Genomic DNA, 19,776 nt, shown 5'->3' on the forward strand with positions numbered 1-19,776 from the left:
AGACATTATAGTTAAGCTATGAGGAGGTTAAGTAAATGGAAATGACAGTTAAAGGGCTGGCCGATTTAGTTGGTATTAGTGTGCGTACATTACATTACTACGACAGTATTAACTTATTAAATCCTACAAGCATATCTGAATCAGGTTATAGATTATATTCTGAGGGCGATTTAGATAAGCTACAACAAATCTTGTTTTTCAGAGAACTTGATTTTCCTTTAAAAAAGATTAAAACAATGCTCGATAATCCATCATTTGATCAGCAAGCAGCGTTAAAAATGCATAAAAAAATGCTAATAGAAAAAAGAAATGGTATTGACCAAATGATACAAACGATTGATCAAACATTACTACATCTGAAAGGAGAATTATCAATGACAAATGAAGAGAAATTTAAAGGCTTTGACTTTAATAAAACGAAATATGATAAAGAAGCACGTGAAAAATGGGGCGAGAAAATTGTAGATAAAGCTAATAATCGTATTAATTCTTGGTCAGTCAAAGAAAAAAATGCTAAATCGGAAGCAATGAACCAAATTTTTAAAAAGTTTTCAGAACTTAGAACACAATCGCCAGGATCAAAAGAAGTACAAGCAAATGTACAAAAATGGTACAACTATTTAAATTCAAATATCGACTATAATTATACATTGGAAGTATTTAAAAGTTTAGGGGATATGTACGTGGCTGATGCGAGATTCACTAAAAATATCGACCAATTCGGCAAAGGCACTGCCCAATTGATTAAAGAAGCTATAGATATTTATGTAGAAAACTGTCAGTAATAAACAATTTCAAACCAAGTGTACAACCAAGACTTTAGACTGATAAAATAGCGTGCAGCGTTTGCGACAAAAACCAAGTTTTATCTTTAAATGTCATATTGGCTATAGACAACTTGAATCAAAACATAAAGTCCCGCTTCTCAATTGATTGAGTGAGTGGGACTTATATGTGCATTTGATTCAAGTGAGATGCTCCAATCCATTTATCTTTTTCTTGAAAATGTAAAACCAAATAACTAACAACATAGAATATATAAAGCAAACCCTTAAAAAGAGGCTGGTTAAAATATAATTATGTTATAAAGAAAGGCAAATGGTGAATATATAAATAACGATATGGCATTTATATATTAAAAAGGGGGATTTTATGAGTGGAACGCTATTTACGCTTTTTTCTTGCGCTGGGTTTATGGCATTAGTTGCTTGATATGCTTATTACAAAACAAAAAATAAAGTTAATGATTCTACTGGTTATTTTTTGGCAGGTAGAACGTTAACAGGCAGTTTTATAGCTGGTTCATTAGTACTTACAAATTTATCTGCTGAGCAATTAATTGGGCTGAATGGACAAGCATATAACGCTAATTTAACTAATATGGCGTGGGAAGTGACAGCAGGTTTTTCAGTTATTATTTTATCACTTATACTTTTACCACGCTATTTGAAAGGAGCGTTTACTACACTTCCAGAATTTTTAAACGATCGTTTTGACCAAGGCACAAGACTGCTTGTTGTGATGCTATTTATGCTTGGTTATGGTCTAGTGACGATACCTTCTATTTTATATTCGGGTGCTATCGCTGTATTACAATTTTTTGATATACCTTCTATGTTAGGTATCACCTTTGAACAATCTATGTGGTTATCCGTTTGGGTAATAGGAATAATAGGATCTATGTATGCAATTTTTGGCGGCTTACGTGCAGTTGCTATTTCCGACACGATTAATGGCATTGGCTTACTTATCGTTGGGTTAATCGTGCCTATATTAGGATTCATCACGTTAGGAAGCGGGGATTTCTTAGTTGGTATAAAGACGGTCATTACAGACCACCCAGAAAAATTAAATTCGATTGGCTCGAAAGAAGACGGCGTCCCTTTTGGAACCATTTTCACGGGTATGATATTTGCAAACCTATTTTATTGGGGTACAAATCAATATGTCATTCAGCGAACGTTAGGGGCTAAAAATCTTGCTGAAGGTCAGAAAGGCGCTTTATTTACTGGTTTTTTGAAAATTTTAGTTCCATTTTTAATGATGGTGCCTGGTGTTATTGCATTTCATTTATACGGTTCTAATTTAAAAACCATGGACTTGGCGTATCCAACATTAATTAATGATGTTTTTCCTAAATTTTTAAATGGATTCTTTTTAGCAGTATTACTAGGTGCAGTATTTTCGAGTTTTAATTCACTATTAAACAGTGCTGCCACTATGTTTACTTATGACATTTACAAAGTTATTTTTAACAAAAAAGCTAATGATCAACAAATGATAAGGGTTAGCCAATGGTTCGGTATTACTTTATCATTGATTACATTCTTTATATCTCCACTTTTAATTTATGCACCTGATGGTTTATGGACAGTAATTAGAGAATTTACAGGTTTCTTTAATATACCAATTATTGCAATTGTGTTAATCGGTATATTTTCTAAACGCGTCCCTGCTATTGGGGCTAAAATAGTTATAATCTCTCATGTATTTATTTATTATTTTTTGATGTGGGGGATGCCAACTTTTCTTAATGTGACGCTTCCCATTAATTTCATTCATATTCAAGGCGCGCTTTTCCTAGCAGAAATTATATTTTTATTAGTTATGGGCAGATTCAAACCACTAAAACAACCCTTTGTTTTTATAAATAAGTCTAGGGTAGATCTTACGCCGTGGAAATATGCAACACCGGTTTCAATTTGTTTAGTAAGCACTATGATTTTTACTTTTACTTTATTTTCTAAAATCGGCTTAGCTATAGAAGATGGCATCGTATCCATCTGGTTTTGGCCTTTTACATTAGTGTTGGTAATCGCTACTTTGATAGCATCTTTAATTGCTGTGCAATCATGGAAAAGAAAATACTTAAGCAAATAAACCCAATTAAAATAAGACAATGTCTTATTTTGTAGTGAACATTTATGAGCATAACATGTAATTATAGTATTGATTACCATACATCTGCAAAATAGCATCTCTCTTAAGATTACAGCCTCAATCCATGTTCATGACAAGAAAGCAAATTGCTACAAAATATTGGCATAAAACGTGCCCCCAAAATTTCTTTAATTAGAAACCTTTTGGGGGCTGAATTTTGAAATTTATACGTTAGACACTTAAATTACTTATCTTGTAAAAAAGCATTATAAATACTTTTTGAATGATCGTCACTATCCTTTTCACAATAATACCAATTCTTGCACTCGTAATCTGGGTTCTCCATTCGGTTTTTAGCATCCTTAATAATACTTGGAGAGGGAGCTAATATTTTATCTCCTGTTTCCCAATTTGCAGGTGTAACATGTTCTGTTTTATCTGTTGTTTTTAAAGCTTTGATTACACGTAGTATTTCATTTATATTACGGCCTATAGTAGCCGGATAATCTATAACTGAACGTACCACAGAATCTTCATCAATAATAAAAATAACTCTTGAAGTTTCTGAACCGTTACTTTCTTTAGATAACATGCCGTAGTCTGTTGATATTTGTTTATTTAAATCAGCGATTAAAGGAAATTCTATTTGTGTATCGAAAGTTTCTTCTATACTATTTAACCACGCTACATGTGAAGTTATATTATCTACGCTAATACCCACAACTTCAACGTTCAGTTCTCTTAATTTTGAAGAAGCAACTTGTAAAGCTACAAATTCTGAAGTAGAAACCGGGTCAAAATCAGAAGGATGTGCAAATAGAATAAACCATTTACCCTTATAATCGTCTAAAGATATATTTCCTTGAGTCGAATTCGCGTTAAAATGAGGCGCTTGTTCACCAACATACGGCATACTGTTCATTTTTTGATAATCGTTCGTTTCAAAAGCCATTGATACCACCTCGTGTATTTATAAAGTTTTAATCAAAAGTGAATAATGTGAAACCTAGATTTAAACAAACTAAATTTCTACTTAAACTAAGGATGAGTGAGTAAACCATTTATTTTTTTCGTAATGAATTTAAAAAATTCTGAAATTCACTTTTTTACTTTTATTCCCAAGCATTATGTCATTAAACATTTAAAAAAATTAACGAAATAGATTTTCTAAATTAAAACGATAAAAAATTTATATTGCCGTGTGTCGCTGTTTTAAATTTACATATAAGGTAATAACAGATGTGGAAAGGGGATATAGAATGAAAAAGATACCTAAAGAGCACGGTTTAGATCACACTTTAAGTTTATTAAATGAAGGTTACTATTTTATAATTAATAGAAGCGAAAGACTAAATACGAATATATTTGAAACAAAATTGTTAGGCGAAAAAGTATATTGCCTAAGTGGAAGTAAAGGTGCAGAACTATTTTATGACAGCCACTTATTCAAAAGAAGTGATGCTGCGCCTATCAGAATCCAGAAAACACTTTTTGGGCAAGGTGGCGTTCAATGTCTCGATGGAGCAGCGCATCGCCAAAGAAAAAATATGTTTATGCGATTAATGAACGATAACGCGATGCAGGAAATAAGCACCTCAATTCATAAACACTGGAAAAAATATTTTAATCATATTTCAGAATCAGAAAACATTAATATGTATGAAGCTTCAAAAAGTTTTTTTACAAACAGCTTGTGAATGGACAGGAATCCCTTTAAAAGAAAATGAAATCGATAAAAGGGCTGAACAATTATCTAAATTATTCGAAAACGCGGCATCTGTCGGATTACAACATTGGAAAAGTAGAAGGGCGCGAACAAATGCAGAAACATGGATAAAAGATATAATTCATGACACTAGATTAGCTCGTTTAAACCCATGTAAAAACAGTGCTTTATATCAATTTACTTGGCACTTGGATATAAATAACGAACTACTTGAAGAAAAAGTAGTCGCTGTTGAAATTTTAAACTTATTAAGACCTATGATAGCTGTGTCTGTTTAGGTAACTAATATAGGGTTAGGGATGCATCAATTTCCTGAAGCAGCAAAACAATTACAAAATGGGGGTAATCAATATATAGAAATGTTCTTACAAGAAACAAGAAGATATTATCCGTTTTTCCCTTTCGCAGTAGCGAGAGTACAAAAAGATTTTGAATACGAAGGCTTTAAATTAAAAAAAGCCACGCTAACGCTTTTGGATTTATATGGAACAAACAGACATCCAAAAGACTGGTCTCAACCAGAAACGTTCCTACCAGAAAGATTCATTAATTGGAAACAAACACCATTTAATTTTATACCGCAAGTTGGAGGTAATTATGATTTTAGACATCGTTGTGCTGGAGAATTTGTCACAATGTCTATGATGAAAGCTACAATTCACTATCTAATTAAATATATTAGTTATGACGTACCCGAACAAAACTTTGATTTTAATTTTAATGATATTCCAGCTGTGCCTAGTGACGGTTTTACGATTAATAACATCCATTATTTATAAAACTTAATTAATTTTTAATAAACGGATACATTGACTTTTCGAAAACGATATATTAACACTACTACTTTAATTTGCAAAAGGAGGAGAACCATGGAAAATGCTCAAAACTCAGTCAAAACTTCAGAAGTAAGAAAAAAAGTAGTTGTAACATCTATGGGGAATGCAATTGAATGGTTTGATTTCGCATTATATGCGCAATTGGCAACTTATATTAGCCATAACTTTTTTGGAGATGTGGCAAGCCAAAATCAATTACTTTTTACTTTTGGAACATTTGCTATTGCTTTCTTAATGCGCCCAATCGGTTCACTCGTCTTTGGATACATTGGGGATAAACAAGGTAGAAAAGTAGTGTTAACCATTACAATTACGATTATGTCTGCCTCTACATTAGCCCTAGGTTTACTACCTACTTCGGATCAGATAGGGATATGGGCCCCTATACTCCTATTAGTGGTAAGGATGGCTCAATCCTTTTCTACAGGGGGCGAATATAGTGGCGCTATGACCTATATTGTTGAAAGTTCTCCAGATAAAAAAAGGGGACGACTTACGAGTGGACTTGAAATGGGGACTATGATAGGAAATGCTTTAGCCGCAATTACCGTAGCTACACTTTTATATTTTTTAACTACAAATCAAATAGAGACATGGGGTTGGAGAATTCCATTTTTACTAGCAGCGCCATTTGGCCTTGTAGTCGTTTACTTAAGATTTAAATTAGATGAAACACCATCGTTTAAAAATAAAACAGAGGACTCAGAAAATAACATTTTAAAAGCTTTTAAAGATTATAAAAAAGAAGCTGCCTTAATGGCTATAGGGGTTATATTTTTAAATGTAAATAATTTTATGTTCTTAACCTATTTACCTTCCTTTTTAAAAAGTAACATCGGCATAGATGCTCAATATTCTACGATTCTCAATGCAATAGCATTAATATTGATGCTGCCATTTATTTTTATGTTTGGTGTATTGAGCGATAAATTTGATAATAAAAAAGTGCTTACATTTGGGCTGTCTAGTTTCGTTTGTTTTTCAATACCCGCATTTCTTCTTATGGACACCGGCCACCATATCTTTGTCATTTTCTTAGGTATAATGCTACTTGCAATCATGTTATCTGTTTTTAATGGTGTTATGCCCTCTACATTGCCTGCAATCACGCATACAAATGTACGAATGAAATTCCTGTCTATTATATACAATCTTGGAACAGCTATATTCGGTGGGATTACGCCATTTATTTTATCAATACTAGGCAATTTAAAAAATGGCGCTTTAGCTCCAGCATTTTATTTAATATTTATTAATTTAATTGGATTAGTTGTTTTTGGTATTTACTTTAAAGCTACTTCTAATAAGCCTCTCAAGGGTTCTAACCCTAACATTGATATAGAAAAATCATAAACATTATTAAAATAGTAGCGTTATTAAACCGTATATCCCATGTTTAATTTATTAACAAAAAGGAATCCCCATTAATAAGACCAACAAGAATATAAACATTGCCGTAAACACTTAGCATTTAAGTTCAACATCCAAGATAGTGCATAATAAATTTTTAAGAGGATGTGTTGAAAGATGAGAATGCAAGTTAAGCAATATATAAATGGCGAGTGGATTGAAAGTACGAGTGGTGAAACCATCAACGTTATCAATCCAGCAACTGAAGAAAAAATGGGCGAAATTGCTAAAGGTAACAAGCAAGATGTAGATAAAGCAGTAGAAGCTGCACATAATGTTTATCTTAATTTCCGTCATACTTCAGTACAAGAACGTCAAGATTTATTGTCGAAAATTGTTGTAGAATATGAAAATCGTAAGGAAGACTTGATTGAAGCTATGACAGAAGAATTAGGCGCACCTGTCAAAGTATCAGAAAATGTACATTATCAAATGGGCTTGAATCATTTTGCTGCAGCAAGAGATGCACTAGATGACTTTGAATTCGAAGAACGACGTGGCGATAATTTAATCGTAAAAGAAGGTATTGGCGTAGCTGGATTGATTACACCTTGGAATTTCCCAACAAATCAAACTTCACTTAAACTCGCTGCAGCTTTTGCAGCTGGTTGTCCAGTTGTTTTAAAACCCTCTGAAGAAACACCATACGCAGCGATTATCCTAGCAGAAATATTTGAAAAAGTAGGCGTCCCTAAAGGCGTTTTCAATTTAGTAAATGGGGATGGCGAAGGAGTAGGCAATCCCTTAACGGAACATCCTAAAGTACGTATGATGTCATTTACTGGTTCAGGAGGCGTTGGCGCTAAAATTATGGAAAAAGCAAGCGAAGATTTTAAAAAAGTTTCGCTTGAATTGGGCGGAAAATCTCCTTATATTGTTTTAGCTGATGCTGATATAAAAAGCGCAGCAGAAGCAGCTGTGGGCAAAGTAGTAAATAATACAGGGCAAGAATGTACAGCTGGAAGTCGTACAATCATACCGAAATCTATGAAAGAACAATTCTTAGCAGCTGCAAAAGAAAAAATGTCAACGCTAAAAGTGGGTGACCCACAATCCGAAGAAACAGATTTAGGGCCACTGATCAACCAAAAACAATATGACGGTGTACAAAATTATATAGAAAAAGGAATCGATGAAGGTGCTTCTCTTATATATGGCGGCGCTGGAAAACCTGAACAACTTGAACAAGGTTACTTTGTAAAACCAACGATTTTTAGTGACGTCAATAATCAAATGACGATTGCCCAAGAAGAAATATTCGGCCCAGTAATGTCAGTGATCACTTACGAAAATTTAGAGGAAGCTATTAAAATCGGAAACGATACAAAATACGGACTAGCAGGATATGTATACGGTGAAGACAAAGAAACACTCCATAAGGTTGCTCGTTCAATTGAAGCAGGTATTATAGAAATTAACGAATCAGGCCAAGCTTATAATTTACCGTTCGGTGGCTATAAACATTCTGGTATAGGAAGAGAATGGGGAGATTATGGTATTGAAGAATTTTTAGAAGTTAAATCAATTGCTGGATATTATCAATAAATTGGTAGTACAAGAGGAAATTTAGAATGTAACATTTGCATGTACTTTTCAACTAGTTGCTTAAATATATAAATGTGTGGCTGTTTTCACACTTGAGAAGTGGGAACAGCCCCTTTATTTGTAATAAGGACTTTTGAAATATATGGTATTTGTAACGCTTATATTACTAAAAACTTATACATTCTTAGTTTTGTTTCAATCTAATTATAAACTAGAGTATCAAACGCCCATACAATTTATTCTAGGAGGCTAAATTATGGATTATACATTATTAGGCCATTCAGGGTTAACTGTTTCAAAATATGCTTTAGGCACAATTCCGTTCGCAGGTACAAATGGTTTCGAAAATGCTGGTGGCATGACCCAAGAAACCGCAAATTATATGGTAGATTATGCGTTAGAACAAGGTATTAACCAATTCGATACAGCTAATTTATATTCAAAAGGTGAGTCAGAAATTACTTTAGGAAAAACTATCCGAAATAAACGCGAAGAAATGATTATCAGTAGTAAAACTGGCGTACAATTATCAGAAAACCCTAATGATGGCGGGGCGACTCGTATTAATATTGAACATTCCATCGACAAAACATTAAAACGTTTGAATACCGATTATCTAGACTTATATTACGTACATTTATGGGATGGACAAGTCCCTGTGGAGGAAACTATCCAAGTGATGAATGACTTAATTAAAAAAGGAAAGATACGTTATTGGGGCGTTTCTAATTATAGTGGATGGGCATTAGCGAAAACCCACACGCTAGCGTCAGCCAACAATATGGCGCCACCGATTGCTCAACAAATTTACTATACTCCAGAAGCAAGAGAGGCAGAATATGAATTATTGCCTGCAGGCAAAGAGTTAGGCGTTGGCAATAGTATTTGGTCTCCTTTAGGTGAAGGCTTATTAACTGGAAAAATTAATAGAACTCAATCTGGAGAAGCTGGCACAAGACAAGGGGATGGTTGGCCAGAACCTTATATAAAAAATAAAGCATTATTTTATCAATTGATTAATGTCATGCAAGAAATTGCTTTGAACCATAACGTGTCTGTAGCACAAGTAACGCTTGCTTGGTTAAGAGATAGACCTAATGTAGATTCTATAGTCTTAGCCGCAAGAACTAAAGCGCAGTTAAAAGATAACATCGCGTCTTACCATCTACAACTAGCAAATAGTGAAATTGAAGCGATTAGCAATTTAACGACACCAGAACCGATTTATCCGTTATGGCATCGTGCGATGAACGCATACGATAAAGCTTCAGAAGCGGAAAAAATATATCTTAGTGAGTATAATAAACTTATGAACGACAAAAACAATTTATTGTAAGTTAAAAGCCAAGAAACTGGTACATTAAAATAGATAATAAAATTAACAATATCATAAATAATAAATAATGGTTAATAGTTAGGCTGTTTTCATAAATATCATATGAGAATAGCCACTTTTAATGTTTCAAGAGGTTCGTTAAAATTTCTGTATAACTATTAAAATGTATTATGTGTTTACGAATAATATGCTTTCTCTTCTTTACTGTTTTTGGCGCTTCAGCCATTTATTTACAAAATAACAACGTGGAAAACATAACTAGATTTGCTACCGAAACAGCAACGTTTGCTACCTTACAACATTATCCATTAGGCTTTATTTTAAGCATGCTCACATTGATTGTTATAGCTATATTCTTTATTACTTCAGCTGATTCAGCGACTTATGTTTTAAGAATGTTAACTACGAAAGGTTCTATCTCGCCACCTAGTTTTGTGAAGGTTCGTTGAGGGTGATTTTAGCCTTATTTTCTATCATCATGTTTTATACAGGTGTTATACAGTCTATACAAAATTTGCTAATCATTACTGCTTTAACTTTTTCTATCATTATTATATTAATGATTTGTTCTTTTTTTAAAGCTTTGCATGACTATCACAAATTAAAAAATGTATTTTGAAAATTATAAATCACACTTAAGATATATATTATTTTATAAAAAGATACATATGCGTAGTTGCACATGTATCTTTTTATTGTTTTACACTTGCGTATCAGTTTTAGTTCATATAAAACAACTATAAATTCCAATCATTATTATGCGAAATTTCAGTGTTTTCGTTTCTTTTTAATATGTTTCTCTTACCAAATTCAAGACTTCAAAATTCTGAAAGAAAACACCCTCGAAATATTATTTTTTAAGATAATGATCAACGTTTTTTTCTATTTCTTAAAACTCTATACCTATTTTTTTGTCGATAACCATATGTGCTTTCTAATACAAGTTTTTCATCAGATAACCCAATTCCAATAGCGCCGACAACTGTGGCTAAAGAAGAAGCAAACCATGCAATATCCAGATAACGTGTAAAACCTATACCTTCTTTAATGCCTAAAGTTTGCCCTAAGAAACTGGGTGGTAATAAAGTTACAGAAAGTAATAAAAATAAAAGGAACAAAATGAAATAAAATATTAAAATAGAACTCATTAAAGTTGATAACGTGGTTAAGTTATATAGTTTCCTAAATTTCTTTCTGTTTTTTTTTAGATGGCACTTCCCATAAATTATGGGAAACAGTGATCCAAGCGAGCATTCCTAGAATGGAAGATACAGAAGCAAGTAACAGTCGCCATCCATTAAATAAATAACTTAATTGCCACATTGTAGTAAATGCCATACAAAAAGCACCTGTAGTAAAACCGATAGCTAGTACGCCGCTTAGTGTTTGTAGCATATTAAGTGGGTTATTAATAAATGTCATACCCGTAAGTATACGCATATAGCCCTTTATTTTAGAACCTAATATAAAACGTGTATGGAAGCTATCCGTTTCTTTAATTTTCAACCTTACACTTTTATAATTTCGGGGAAATATATTTATGAAAGAGGGGCTTCGTTTATTATTAGAATCATTATCACTTTCACTTATAGTTAAGGCCATTTTAATAATTAACTGTTTTATAACGTTCTTTTTAAGTTTCCATCCTAAAGAAGGGAGCGAAATTAAAATAACATCATTTTTTTCATTTATATCAGCGTTAACTACTTTGCCTTCATGAAATATTGGTAAGTCTGTGATTCCAATGGTAACGTCCCAAGCATTTTTTTTAGTATGCGCATTTATTTTTTGGAATATCTCATTAATAGATTCAGCAGATCCTGTTAAGGAATCAACGATGGTTTGAACCTGCCATTCTTCTGTGTTTTGACTTACTTCTTTTAAAGCACAAGGAATCATATCAATTAATGTGTTCACCTTTTTTTCGGCCTCTCCAGGTGAAACAACTAGGCCTAAAATTTTTTTATTCACTATGAACACCTCACTTTATATTATTTCTTATTTGAAGATTTGGCTCTATAGTATCTATTTAATTGTCTATAAGAATAAGTGATTTTTCTGATTTTTTCTTTTTTCTGCATTGTAGAACCGAAAGCACCCACTATCACGCCCAATGAAGTAATAAACCAACTTAACTTTAAATAATTGAGGACTGAATGCTCAGGGTTAGCTTTTCCCCACATAGTGAACAACGTTTCTGGTATAAAAAATACAATCATTAAAGTCAACATTATATATAATATTAAATAATTTGTAATGGTTACGACACTTAATGTTGTAAAAGTAGTGATATTGTATATAAATCTGTATTTACGCTTATTAGCTGAAGCTTTAGGTTCCCATAAATTATGGGTATACATTAACCAAACAACCATACCAATAATAGCTATAAGTGTAAGCATGATAAAACGAATTAAGGAGAAATTATCACTTAATTGCCAAGGTGTGGGAAAAATAGATATATAAGTACCAGTAGCAAACGATAAGGATAATATCTTTGTAAAAGAAGTTATCGCTTTCCATGGTTGGTTTAAATATGTCATCCCGCTAATAGTCTGCATTTTCCCAATCATTCTAGAATTTATAATATAGCGTTTGCTAACATGTTTTTTATTTTTAAAATCTAATTTATTAACCTTTGATAATAGGTTTGTTGTTATATGCATTTTTTTAATGTGCTGAGGATTATATTGTGCTGTTTTTGAAAGCAAATCATTGAGTATGTCTTTAATGATATTATGTGCCTTGCTTGTCATATTAATTGCACCTAGACTCGGGAGGAAAATAAGCGCAGAATTTTGGCTGATGTTCACGTCAGAGATAATCGTCTTCTTTTTTGAAAACCTAGGTAAATCTGTTAAACCTATTATATAATCCCAATTTTTCTCTTCTCTAATACGATTAATGATATGCATTGCTTTATTTATATGCTCAGAAGAATCAGTTATTGGGTCTTTTTTTATTTCAAACTTTAAATTTATATTCCAATTGTTTTCTTCTTTGATATTTGTAGATAATTTATTAACAATCTTAGACGTGATTTTTTCTGGCATCCCTGGTGAAGGGACTAAACCTACAACGATGGCATCCAATGTATCCCTCCTTTACTTTACGACTTCTTCAATCTATAAATTTTATATTCCCTTAATTGTTAGATAAAAACTGCGAAATAATTAATAGCATAATATATGTTGTCAATTTACAATTTTAGGGTAAACAAATCGTAATATAGAAAGGAGTTTATATGATGAAGTTAAATGCAATTATTTTAAACGGCTCTTTGAAACATGGAGATGAAGGTTCTAATACTGAAGCTTTAGCAAAAGAAGTTATTGAAATTTATCAAAAAGAGAATGTAAACAGCGAAATCATTCGTTTAAGTGACTATCACATTTCATATGGCATAGCTGATGATATGGGCGAAGGAGATGAATGGCCTGAAATTTTTAAAAAAATTGCAAATGCGGATATTTTGATTATTGGAACACCTTTATGGTTAGGAGAAAAAAGTAGTGTTGCTACATTAGCGATTGAACGGTTATATGGCAGTAGCAGTTTAACAAATGAGCAAGGTCAATCAATTTTCTATAATAAAGTAGGCGGCGCCGTAGTTACAGGTAATGAAGATGGCGCTAAACATGCAGCAACTTCCATATTATATTCGCTATCTCACATCGGGTTTACTATACCACCGAACGTCGATGCATATTGGGTAGGCGAAGCTGGTCCAGGCCCTTCATATATGGATATTGATTACGAAAATGACTTCACAAAAAAACATGTAGAAATGTTAGCATATAATACCATTCATTTAGCTAAAATTTTCAAGGAAAACCCTATACCGAACAAAGGTAATCTATTAAATGACTAAAAGCAAAATTTGAAATCATTTTATAAACGTAACAAATAAGGCTCTTGGGCAACATCCTTCTACAAACTACCACGCTAACGATGACACTTGCCTAAGTGCTCAATTTAAAATTGTTTATTAAAATTAGCAAAACGTATTTTCAAAACTAAATCGAACGGTAATAAAGAAGACATTATAACGAAGACAACTCTTATTATCGTAGTAACCAACCAATCTATAATAAACAAAAGTAACCTAAAGTTTATTTATTACAATATAAGGGAAAAATTTATGTGACACAGTAAAAATTAGAAAGAGGTGGCAATATGAAAGCAGTTACTTTTCAAGGACAAAAACAGATGGAAGTAAGACAAGTCAAAGATCCTAGCATTGAGGCAACTACAGATGCAATCATTAAAGTTACAGCATCCGGTATTTGTGGATCGGATTTGCATTTGTATCACCAAGGTGATTTAATGATGGATCCAGGATTTGTTATAGGGCATGAACCTATAGGCATCGTTGAAGAAGTGGGTAAAGACGTTAAAAAACTTAAAAAGGGCGATCGCGTTGTCATACCATTTAATATCGGTTGTGGAGATTGTTATTATTGTAACCATGATATGGAATCTCAATGTGACAATTCAAATCAAGATCCAATAAACTGGAAAATGGATAATGGCGGTTTGTTTGGTTTTGGTAGTATGCACGGCAATCACTGGGGAGGCCAAGCCGAATATCTTAGAGTGCCATATGCAGACTTTTCTTCTTTCGTAGTACCTGATAATGATAAAAAAGATGAAGAAGTACTTTTTTTATCTGACGTAGTGCCAACTGCATATTGGAGTGTAGAACATGCTGGTGTTAAATCAGGTGATACTGTAGTTATACTCGGTTGTGGACCGATTGGTTTAATGGCCCAAAAATTCTCTAAAATGAAGGGGGCTAAACGCGTAATCGGTATAGATAATGTAACGCATAGACTGCAACACGCGAAACAATATAATCAAGTTGAAGTTTACAATTTCGACGAAGAAAAAGAAATCGGAAAATTACTTCGTGAAACAACGCAAGGCGGCGCAGATGTCGTTATTGATTGTGTAGGCATGGACGGTCAAGTAAAAGAATCTGAACGTAATTTAAGTTCAAATTCAGCGCAACGTGGAACGATAAGTCCAATTGATACGGCGGCTGAAGCAGTAAGGAAATTTGGCACAATTCAATTAACAGGTATATATGCCAGCCCAGCAGACGATTTTCCGTTAAATTTAATATTTAACCGTAACGTTCAAGTAAAAACAGGCCAAGCGCCAGTCATCCATCTCATGCCAAAACTATATGACATGATTCAAGATGGCACTTTTGACCCAACTGATATTATTACGCATACGATGCCTTTAGATGAAGCAGCTGAGGCTTATGAAATATTTGATCAGAAAAAGGATAACAATATTAAAGTCGTGTTAAAACCTTAAATACGCTACAGCAAATCTATCATAACAATATTTTGAACAACAAACACTATAGAGCCTTATCTAAAACTCAAGAGAAATGTTATAACAATTCAAATAGTAAACACAAAAATCTCCACGTAAATCAGATATTTATTAATGGAGATTTTTTTATGAGGAATTCAATTATATATTTAAAACTAAAATAAAAAAAGCAATCATTGTAGTCATATAGTAATTTAACTTAAAATTCAACATAATAAAATGACTCATATTATCTGATTAGCTTATAGAGATAGACATCAAATAATCTAATCAGATAAACTAGTATTCAAAAAGTGATATAAAACTTTAAGTAATTAAGTATCACAAAGTGGAGAAGCATCTCAAATCGTAAATACAACTATAAACCTAACTTTAATATAACTTCCTATAATATATATTATGTAAACTAAAATATGAAAATAAATATAGTAATTGAATGATATGTCTTTAACGATACGTTTCATCAAGTTACTATACGTGTATACGTTATTCAATTGTAATTTAAACTTTAAGTACATACGTTTATATATAGCCATCGTTATCTATTGAATATCAATTTAGTTTTAAATATTTCATATCATAAACTTTATATTGACTAAGCAATTTAAATACGCTTAAATTGCTTAGTCAATATATATACTTATAAGTATGCCAATACATCTTAATTAAACTGATAAACTGACGTTATAATCTAAACAAGCAATAAGTTGCTATATACTAATTATAATTATTTACTTAAATTAATTGATAGTTTATTAAGTACAGCGCTTTGTCTATAAAGTGAACTATCTATAAAAATGTCTGTGATCTTATCTATTGCAGTTAAATCATTTACAATAGCATGAATATCAACACACGGTAATACAATTTGATGCTCAAATATAGGAACGTCAGCGTCATAAATCATTAAAAATAGTGCATTCGTAGTAAAATGGCTGCTATAAGTTTACAAATGACAGTTTTTGCTATAAAAATATATAATATTTTAGTCTTTAACTGATGGTTTTGAAATAGTATATTAAACTATAAAGTTTACATAACATAAATAAAGTAAACTAATAAAATATTAAGTCTACTTCTTATAGCAATAAATCGCGCTTTGTGCACATATTTCACGTATTTTCATCAAAAAACCCAAAGAACCGAGACATTGTACATATCCCGGTTCTTTGATGAATGGCTATTTATTACTCATCCTCTTGGTATAAATAATCTCTTGTCATCGGTAAATCATTGTTTACACCTTTTGTAATCAAGAATTGATGTAAATCCGACACACCATAAGTGAAGTTTGCAGCACATGCATTTAAATATAAACGCCACATTCGAATAAATCGTTCATCAAATTGATCACGAACTTTATCTATATTAGATTCAAAGTTTTCTACCCAATGACGTAACGTTAATGTATAGTGTCTTCTTAGGCTTTCCACATCAACAATTCTTAAATTATTTTGTGACATATGGTCAATTAATTCTCTAATCGATGGAATTGCGCCTCCTGGGAAGATATATTTAGTAAGGAACTCATTACCTTCTACTTCCTCCAGGCCGGTAATACAATGCAACAGGGCTACTCCACCCTCTTTTAATAACTTGTGTGTATTATCCATAAATGTTGGGATATTCTCATGACCGACGTGTTCCAGCATACCTACGCTCACAATGCGATCAAAGGTTATATTTTCATTCATAAGGTCTCTATAATCCATCAATTTCACATCTACTTGCCCTACTAATCCTTCAGCTTCAACACGTTCTAATGTTTTTCTATATTGCTCTTCACTTAGTGTGATTCCCAATGATCGAACATTATATTGCTTTGCAGCTTCAATGATGAGATGTCCCCATCCTGAACCAATATCTAACAGACGTTGCCCTGGCTGTAAATTCAATTTTTTTAGTATATGGTTCATTTTATTGACTTGTGCTTCGTACAATGAATCATGTTCTGATTTAAAATATGCACATGAATAGTTCATAGTAGGATCTAACCAAAGACGATAAAAATCATTGCCTATATCGTAATGAAACGAAGCATTTTCTTTAGATGTTTGTTTGTTATTCCCTTTTTTAGTTGATTTGCTTAATTTTTTCTTAGGTTGATTTATAAAACTACTTTGTTTAGAAAATATCGTTTCCATTACATATTCTAAATGACCTTCTACTTCAATATCTTTATCCATATAACCTTCAGCTAAGGCAATCATAGGATTTTCTTTTAAAGATTTTCGATTTAATGGTTTATTAAAAGTCAAACGGAATTTCGAAATTCCGTCATTATAATGGATTGTTGAACCATCCCAAAACGTCACATCAAACGGCTCCGTTGATAAATTTTTCAATAACTTTTTGTATATCACTTTTTTAATTGACATAGCCATTGATTAAACACTCCTATACATACTTTCTAATAACATACTATATATATAGATTGAACTTAAATAGAGATTAAATCAAATATTACAATTTAGCTTTCTATAAACAATTAACATAATAATATTATTGAAAATAAACGTGTTGAAGGCTATGGTTTGGGGTAAATATTACTTAGAATGGGGTGAAATAGATGTATCCAAAAACAGGCATCAAATGGTCTAGCTTATTAATTGGCGTTTTTTTCTTAATTATTGGTGTATTTATCGTTAGTTTTCCAGAAGAAAATTTATTTGCTATTACTTGGTTGATTGGTATTTTATTTATTATTAATGGTTTTATTGAAATATTTATCAGACGTGTTATGAAACAAGCGACTCAAAATGGTTCCAATATACTTATTGTATTGGGCATTATTAATATTATCATCGGTGTACTTATATTATTTAATGTAGTAACAAGCACGACATTTATCGTTTATTTATTCGCGATTTGGTTTATTATTAACGCACTTTTTAATATGTTTACTGTGACACCAGCAGAAAAATCAAATAGAAGTTTCCATAGTTTATCTATCATTTTAAATATTATAGAAATCATATTTGGGGTTATTTTACTATTCAACCCTCTTATAGCAGCTGTTATCATTGCTATATTTATGAGTGCTGTTTTCTTTATTATTGGCATAACTTATATTATAGACGCCTTACATTAATAAGTTTCAATATATATTAAATATTGAAATATTTCTTTTAGTAATTTAACAATCAAAGAAGCATATTCCTGAAATATAAGGAATATGCTTCTTTGATATATTTTTAATTTTATATTATAAAATTATTTTTTACTATTCTGTTAATAGAATGAATTGATATTGCAAATGATATGCGTTGTACTTTATACTAAAAATGTGGAAGACAACTAGAATTTACATTACATGATAATCCACTCAAAGTTCACTGTTATATGAAGTGTGTGTCTTTATATAACCGACTTTTGAACATAAGAAAACATACTGGATTGGGGCTTATATTTACCAGTATGCTTTCTTTTTTATTTTTTGATTTTTTTTCTAATATTATTCAATGTATTAAATAACCAATATTTAGATTTCTTAATCGGTTTATAAAAATCACCAATTAATTCTTCTATTTGTACTCCAAAACCACGTTTAAATCGATATACGCCATAATCTTCACTATTTTCAGTAAAATCACCTGATAAACCGTAGAAGTTGTAACGGCCGTATCCATGATCAAAACAATAATTAATCATATGCCAATGCATCATATAAGGGCCCATATATTGGTTATATTTTTCAGATGAACCACCTGAAAAATAATTCACTTCATAAGCATTAGCAAAATACACGCCTGCCGCAAGATTTAAAATAGAACCGTCTGTTAACCTTAACTCACTGGCATGTAACAATTCTTTTTTGTCATGCTCAATTTGTTTATCTATTTCAGCAATTTTTTTTAGTTGTTTATCTGATTTATTTTCTTTTTGCATCATTTGATCTCTGCGTGCTTCTTTATCATTAATACTTTCTTGTGTATTAATGATATATTCGTCTAAATCTATATAGGCTAAAGGAAGTAATGCTTTGTCTCCATAATTGTCTATAAAATTATAGAAATATTCATCCGTTTTAGATACAAACCCAGCCCGCTCTTCTGTTTCACGGTAAAGCGATAAAAAGAGATCAAATTCATCTTTTTCTAAAAATCTTACTTTTACCCCAAAATTAATTGCCTTATTAATATTACGCTTTCTTTGACTATCAAATTGTTTTTTTAGTGATGCTGGCGTTTGGCCATCCAAATTCAAAACGCCCATCCATCTTACTTGACTTGATGTATCATATTCAGTTGTAAATCCATGGTGTGTATAGCCATGAGACTTAAATAAATTAACAAGCGCATCACTTTTTTCATGATTGGGTAATGGATTAACGTCTTTATCATAGATTTGATATATCCAATATGGATCCATTTTTACATACAAACAGTTTTGTTTTTGAAGATAAGTATCTAATTCCCGTAAATAGAAGTCCACTAAGCCTAAGTCTTTATAATCCATTACTGGACCTCGATTTGAATAATATACATAGCTACCCATCGTTGGAATTTTAGAGAAAAGACTAGCAGCAATCACTTGATTATCATCATCTTTTAAGCCCAATAAAACAACTTGAAAACCATCTTCTTCTCTAGTAGCTATATTTTCCTTTACTTGAAAATAATGACTCTCTAATGCTGGGTTTTGTACAAAATTGTCATATTCTTTGACAGTTAACTCTGTAAATTTCATTGTAGCTA

Annotated in this window: 16 protein-coding genes and 2 pseudogenes; 12 read left to right on the plus strand and 6 right to left on the minus strand. The window is 31.9% G+C overall.

What is annotated here, in order from left to right; translation table 11 throughout:
- Window positions 1-35: 35 nt before the first annotated feature.
- Both KA894_RS02835 and KA894_RS02840 read left to right on the plus strand, forming a co-directional pair.
- Entirely contained in the window at window positions 36-785 is a 750-nt protein-coding gene (locus tag KA894_RS02835; RefSeq protein WP_107643908.1) for a MerR family transcriptional regulator, read from the plus strand.
- A 367-nt stretch (window positions 786-1,152) separates the two neighbouring features.
- Window positions 1,153-2,880: pseudogene (locus KA894_RS02840) on the plus strand (solute:sodium symporter family transporter).
- 244 nt (window positions 2,881-3,124) lie between these two features.
- Here the strand turns inward: KA894_RS02840 and KA894_RS02845 are convergent.
- Window positions 3,125-3,832 carry a peroxiredoxin gene (locus tag KA894_RS02845; RefSeq protein ID WP_096809803.1) on the minus strand — a complete coding sequence of 236 codons (708 nt, stop codon included), beginning with the start codon at window positions 3,830-3,832 and terminating at the stop codon, window positions 3,125-3,127.
- Between the two features lie 307 nt (window positions 3,833-4,139).
- Between KA894_RS02845 and KA894_RS02850 the strand changes: the two genes are divergently transcribed.
- The 7 genes and pseudogenes from KA894_RS02850 to KA894_RS02880 all read left to right on the plus strand — a co-directional run.
- Window positions 4,140-4,577, plus strand: coding sequence for a cytochrome P450 family protein (locus tag KA894_RS02850; protein ID WP_115342171.1), 438 nt, complete (start codon window positions 4,140-4,142; stop codon window positions 4,575-4,577).
- Window positions 4,540-4,884, plus strand: a complete 345-nt coding sequence (locus tag KA894_RS02855; RefSeq protein WP_115342172.1) for a cytochrome P450 family protein — start codon at window positions 4,540-4,542, stop codon at window positions 4,882-4,884. Before KA894_RS02850 ends, KA894_RS02855 begins: the two co-directional genes overlap by 38 nt.
- A 21-nt stretch (window positions 4,885-4,905) precedes the next feature.
- Window positions 4,906-5,385, plus strand: a complete 480-nt coding sequence (locus tag KA894_RS02860) for a cytochrome P450 (protein ID WP_119488090.1) — start codon at window positions 4,906-4,908, stop codon at window positions 5,383-5,385.
- A gap of 90 nt (window positions 5,386-5,475) precedes the next feature.
- On the plus strand, window positions 5,476-6,795 hold the full coding sequence (locus KA894_RS02865) for an MFS transporter (protein WP_096809809.1): 1,320 nt from the start codon (window positions 5,476-5,478) through the stop codon (window positions 6,793-6,795).
- Between the two features lie 174 nt (window positions 6,796-6,969).
- A complete protein-coding gene (locus KA894_RS02870; protein ID WP_096809811.1) occupies window positions 6,970-8,397 on the plus strand; it encodes an aldehyde dehydrogenase family protein in 1,428 nt (475 codons plus the stop codon).
- A gap of 256 nt (window positions 8,398-8,653) precedes the next feature.
- On the plus strand, window positions 8,654-9,733 hold the full coding sequence (locus KA894_RS02875; protein WP_115342174.1) for an aldo/keto reductase: 1,080 nt from the start codon (window positions 8,654-8,656) through the stop codon (window positions 9,731-9,733).
- Between the two features lie 182 nt (window positions 9,734-9,915).
- Window positions 9,916-10,352 (plus strand): annotated as a pseudogene (locus KA894_RS02880) (BCCT family transporter); the annotation flags it as partial.
- Between the two features lie 250 nt (window positions 10,353-10,602).
- On the opposite strand, the gene KA894_RS02885 reads toward KA894_RS02880, so the two are convergent.
- Genes KA894_RS02885 through KA894_RS02895 form a run of 3 tightly spaced genes read right to left on the minus strand, consistent with a single transcriptional unit; the run spans window position 10,603 to window position 12,825 of the window.
- Window positions 10,603-10,881 (minus strand): hypothetical protein, encoded by a 279-nt coding sequence (locus KA894_RS02885; RefSeq protein ID WP_207606216.1) that lies wholly within the window; start codon window positions 10,879-10,881, stop codon window positions 10,603-10,605.
- A gap of 34 nt (window positions 10,882-10,915) precedes the next feature.
- Window positions 10,916-11,704: an MFS transporter gene (locus tag KA894_RS02890; RefSeq protein ID WP_210133688.1), complete on the minus strand. Its 789-nt coding sequence runs from the start codon at window positions 11,702-11,704 to the stop codon at window positions 10,916-10,918.
- A gap of 20 nt (window positions 11,705-11,724) precedes the next feature.
- Complete coding sequence (locus tag KA894_RS02895; protein ID WP_115342176.1) at window positions 11,725-12,825, minus strand: hypothetical protein; 1,101 nt, start codon at window positions 12,823-12,825, stop codon at window positions 11,725-11,727.
- A gap of 152 nt (window positions 12,826-12,977) precedes the next feature.
- On the opposite strand from KA894_RS02895, the gene KA894_RS02900 reads away from it, so the two are divergent.
- Window positions 12,978-13,604 carry a flavodoxin family protein gene (locus tag KA894_RS02900; protein WP_182478050.1) on the plus strand — a complete coding sequence of 209 codons (627 nt, stop codon included), beginning with the start codon at window positions 12,978-12,980 and terminating at the stop codon, window positions 13,602-13,604.
- A 305-nt stretch (window positions 13,605-13,909) separates the two neighbouring features.
- Window positions 13,910-15,058, plus strand: a complete 1,149-nt coding sequence (locus tag KA894_RS02905) for an alcohol dehydrogenase catalytic domain-containing protein (RefSeq protein WP_119488087.1) — start codon at window positions 13,910-13,912, stop codon at window positions 15,056-15,058.
- Between the two features lie 1,208 nt (window positions 15,059-16,266).
- Here KA894_RS02905 and KA894_RS02910 read toward each other — a convergent pair.
- Window positions 16,267-17,463 (minus strand): SAM-dependent methyltransferase, encoded by a 1,197-nt coding sequence (locus KA894_RS02910; RefSeq protein WP_269668774.1) that lies wholly within the window; start codon window positions 17,461-17,463, stop codon window positions 16,267-16,269.
- Between the two features lie 185 nt (window positions 17,464-17,648).
- Between KA894_RS02910 and KA894_RS02915 the strand changes: the two genes are divergently transcribed.
- Window positions 17,649-18,170, plus strand: a complete 522-nt coding sequence (locus KA894_RS02915; protein ID WP_115342179.1) for a DUF308 domain-containing protein — start codon at window positions 17,649-17,651, stop codon at window positions 18,168-18,170.
- A gap of 338 nt (window positions 18,171-18,508) precedes the next feature.
- On the opposite strand, the gene KA894_RS02920 is transcribed toward KA894_RS02915, so the two are convergent.
- Window positions 18,509-19,768: an aminoacyltransferase gene (locus KA894_RS02920; protein WP_096809830.1), complete on the minus strand. Its 1,260-nt coding sequence runs from the start codon at window positions 19,766-19,768 to the stop codon at window positions 18,509-18,511.
- Window positions 19,769-19,776 lie beyond the last annotated feature (8 nt).

Origin of the sequence: Staphylococcus sp. GDY8P131P (assembly GCF_017891975.1) — a bacterium.
Taxonomy (GTDB): domain Bacteria; phylum Bacillota; class Bacilli; order Staphylococcales; family Staphylococcaceae; genus Staphylococcus; species Staphylococcus nepalensis.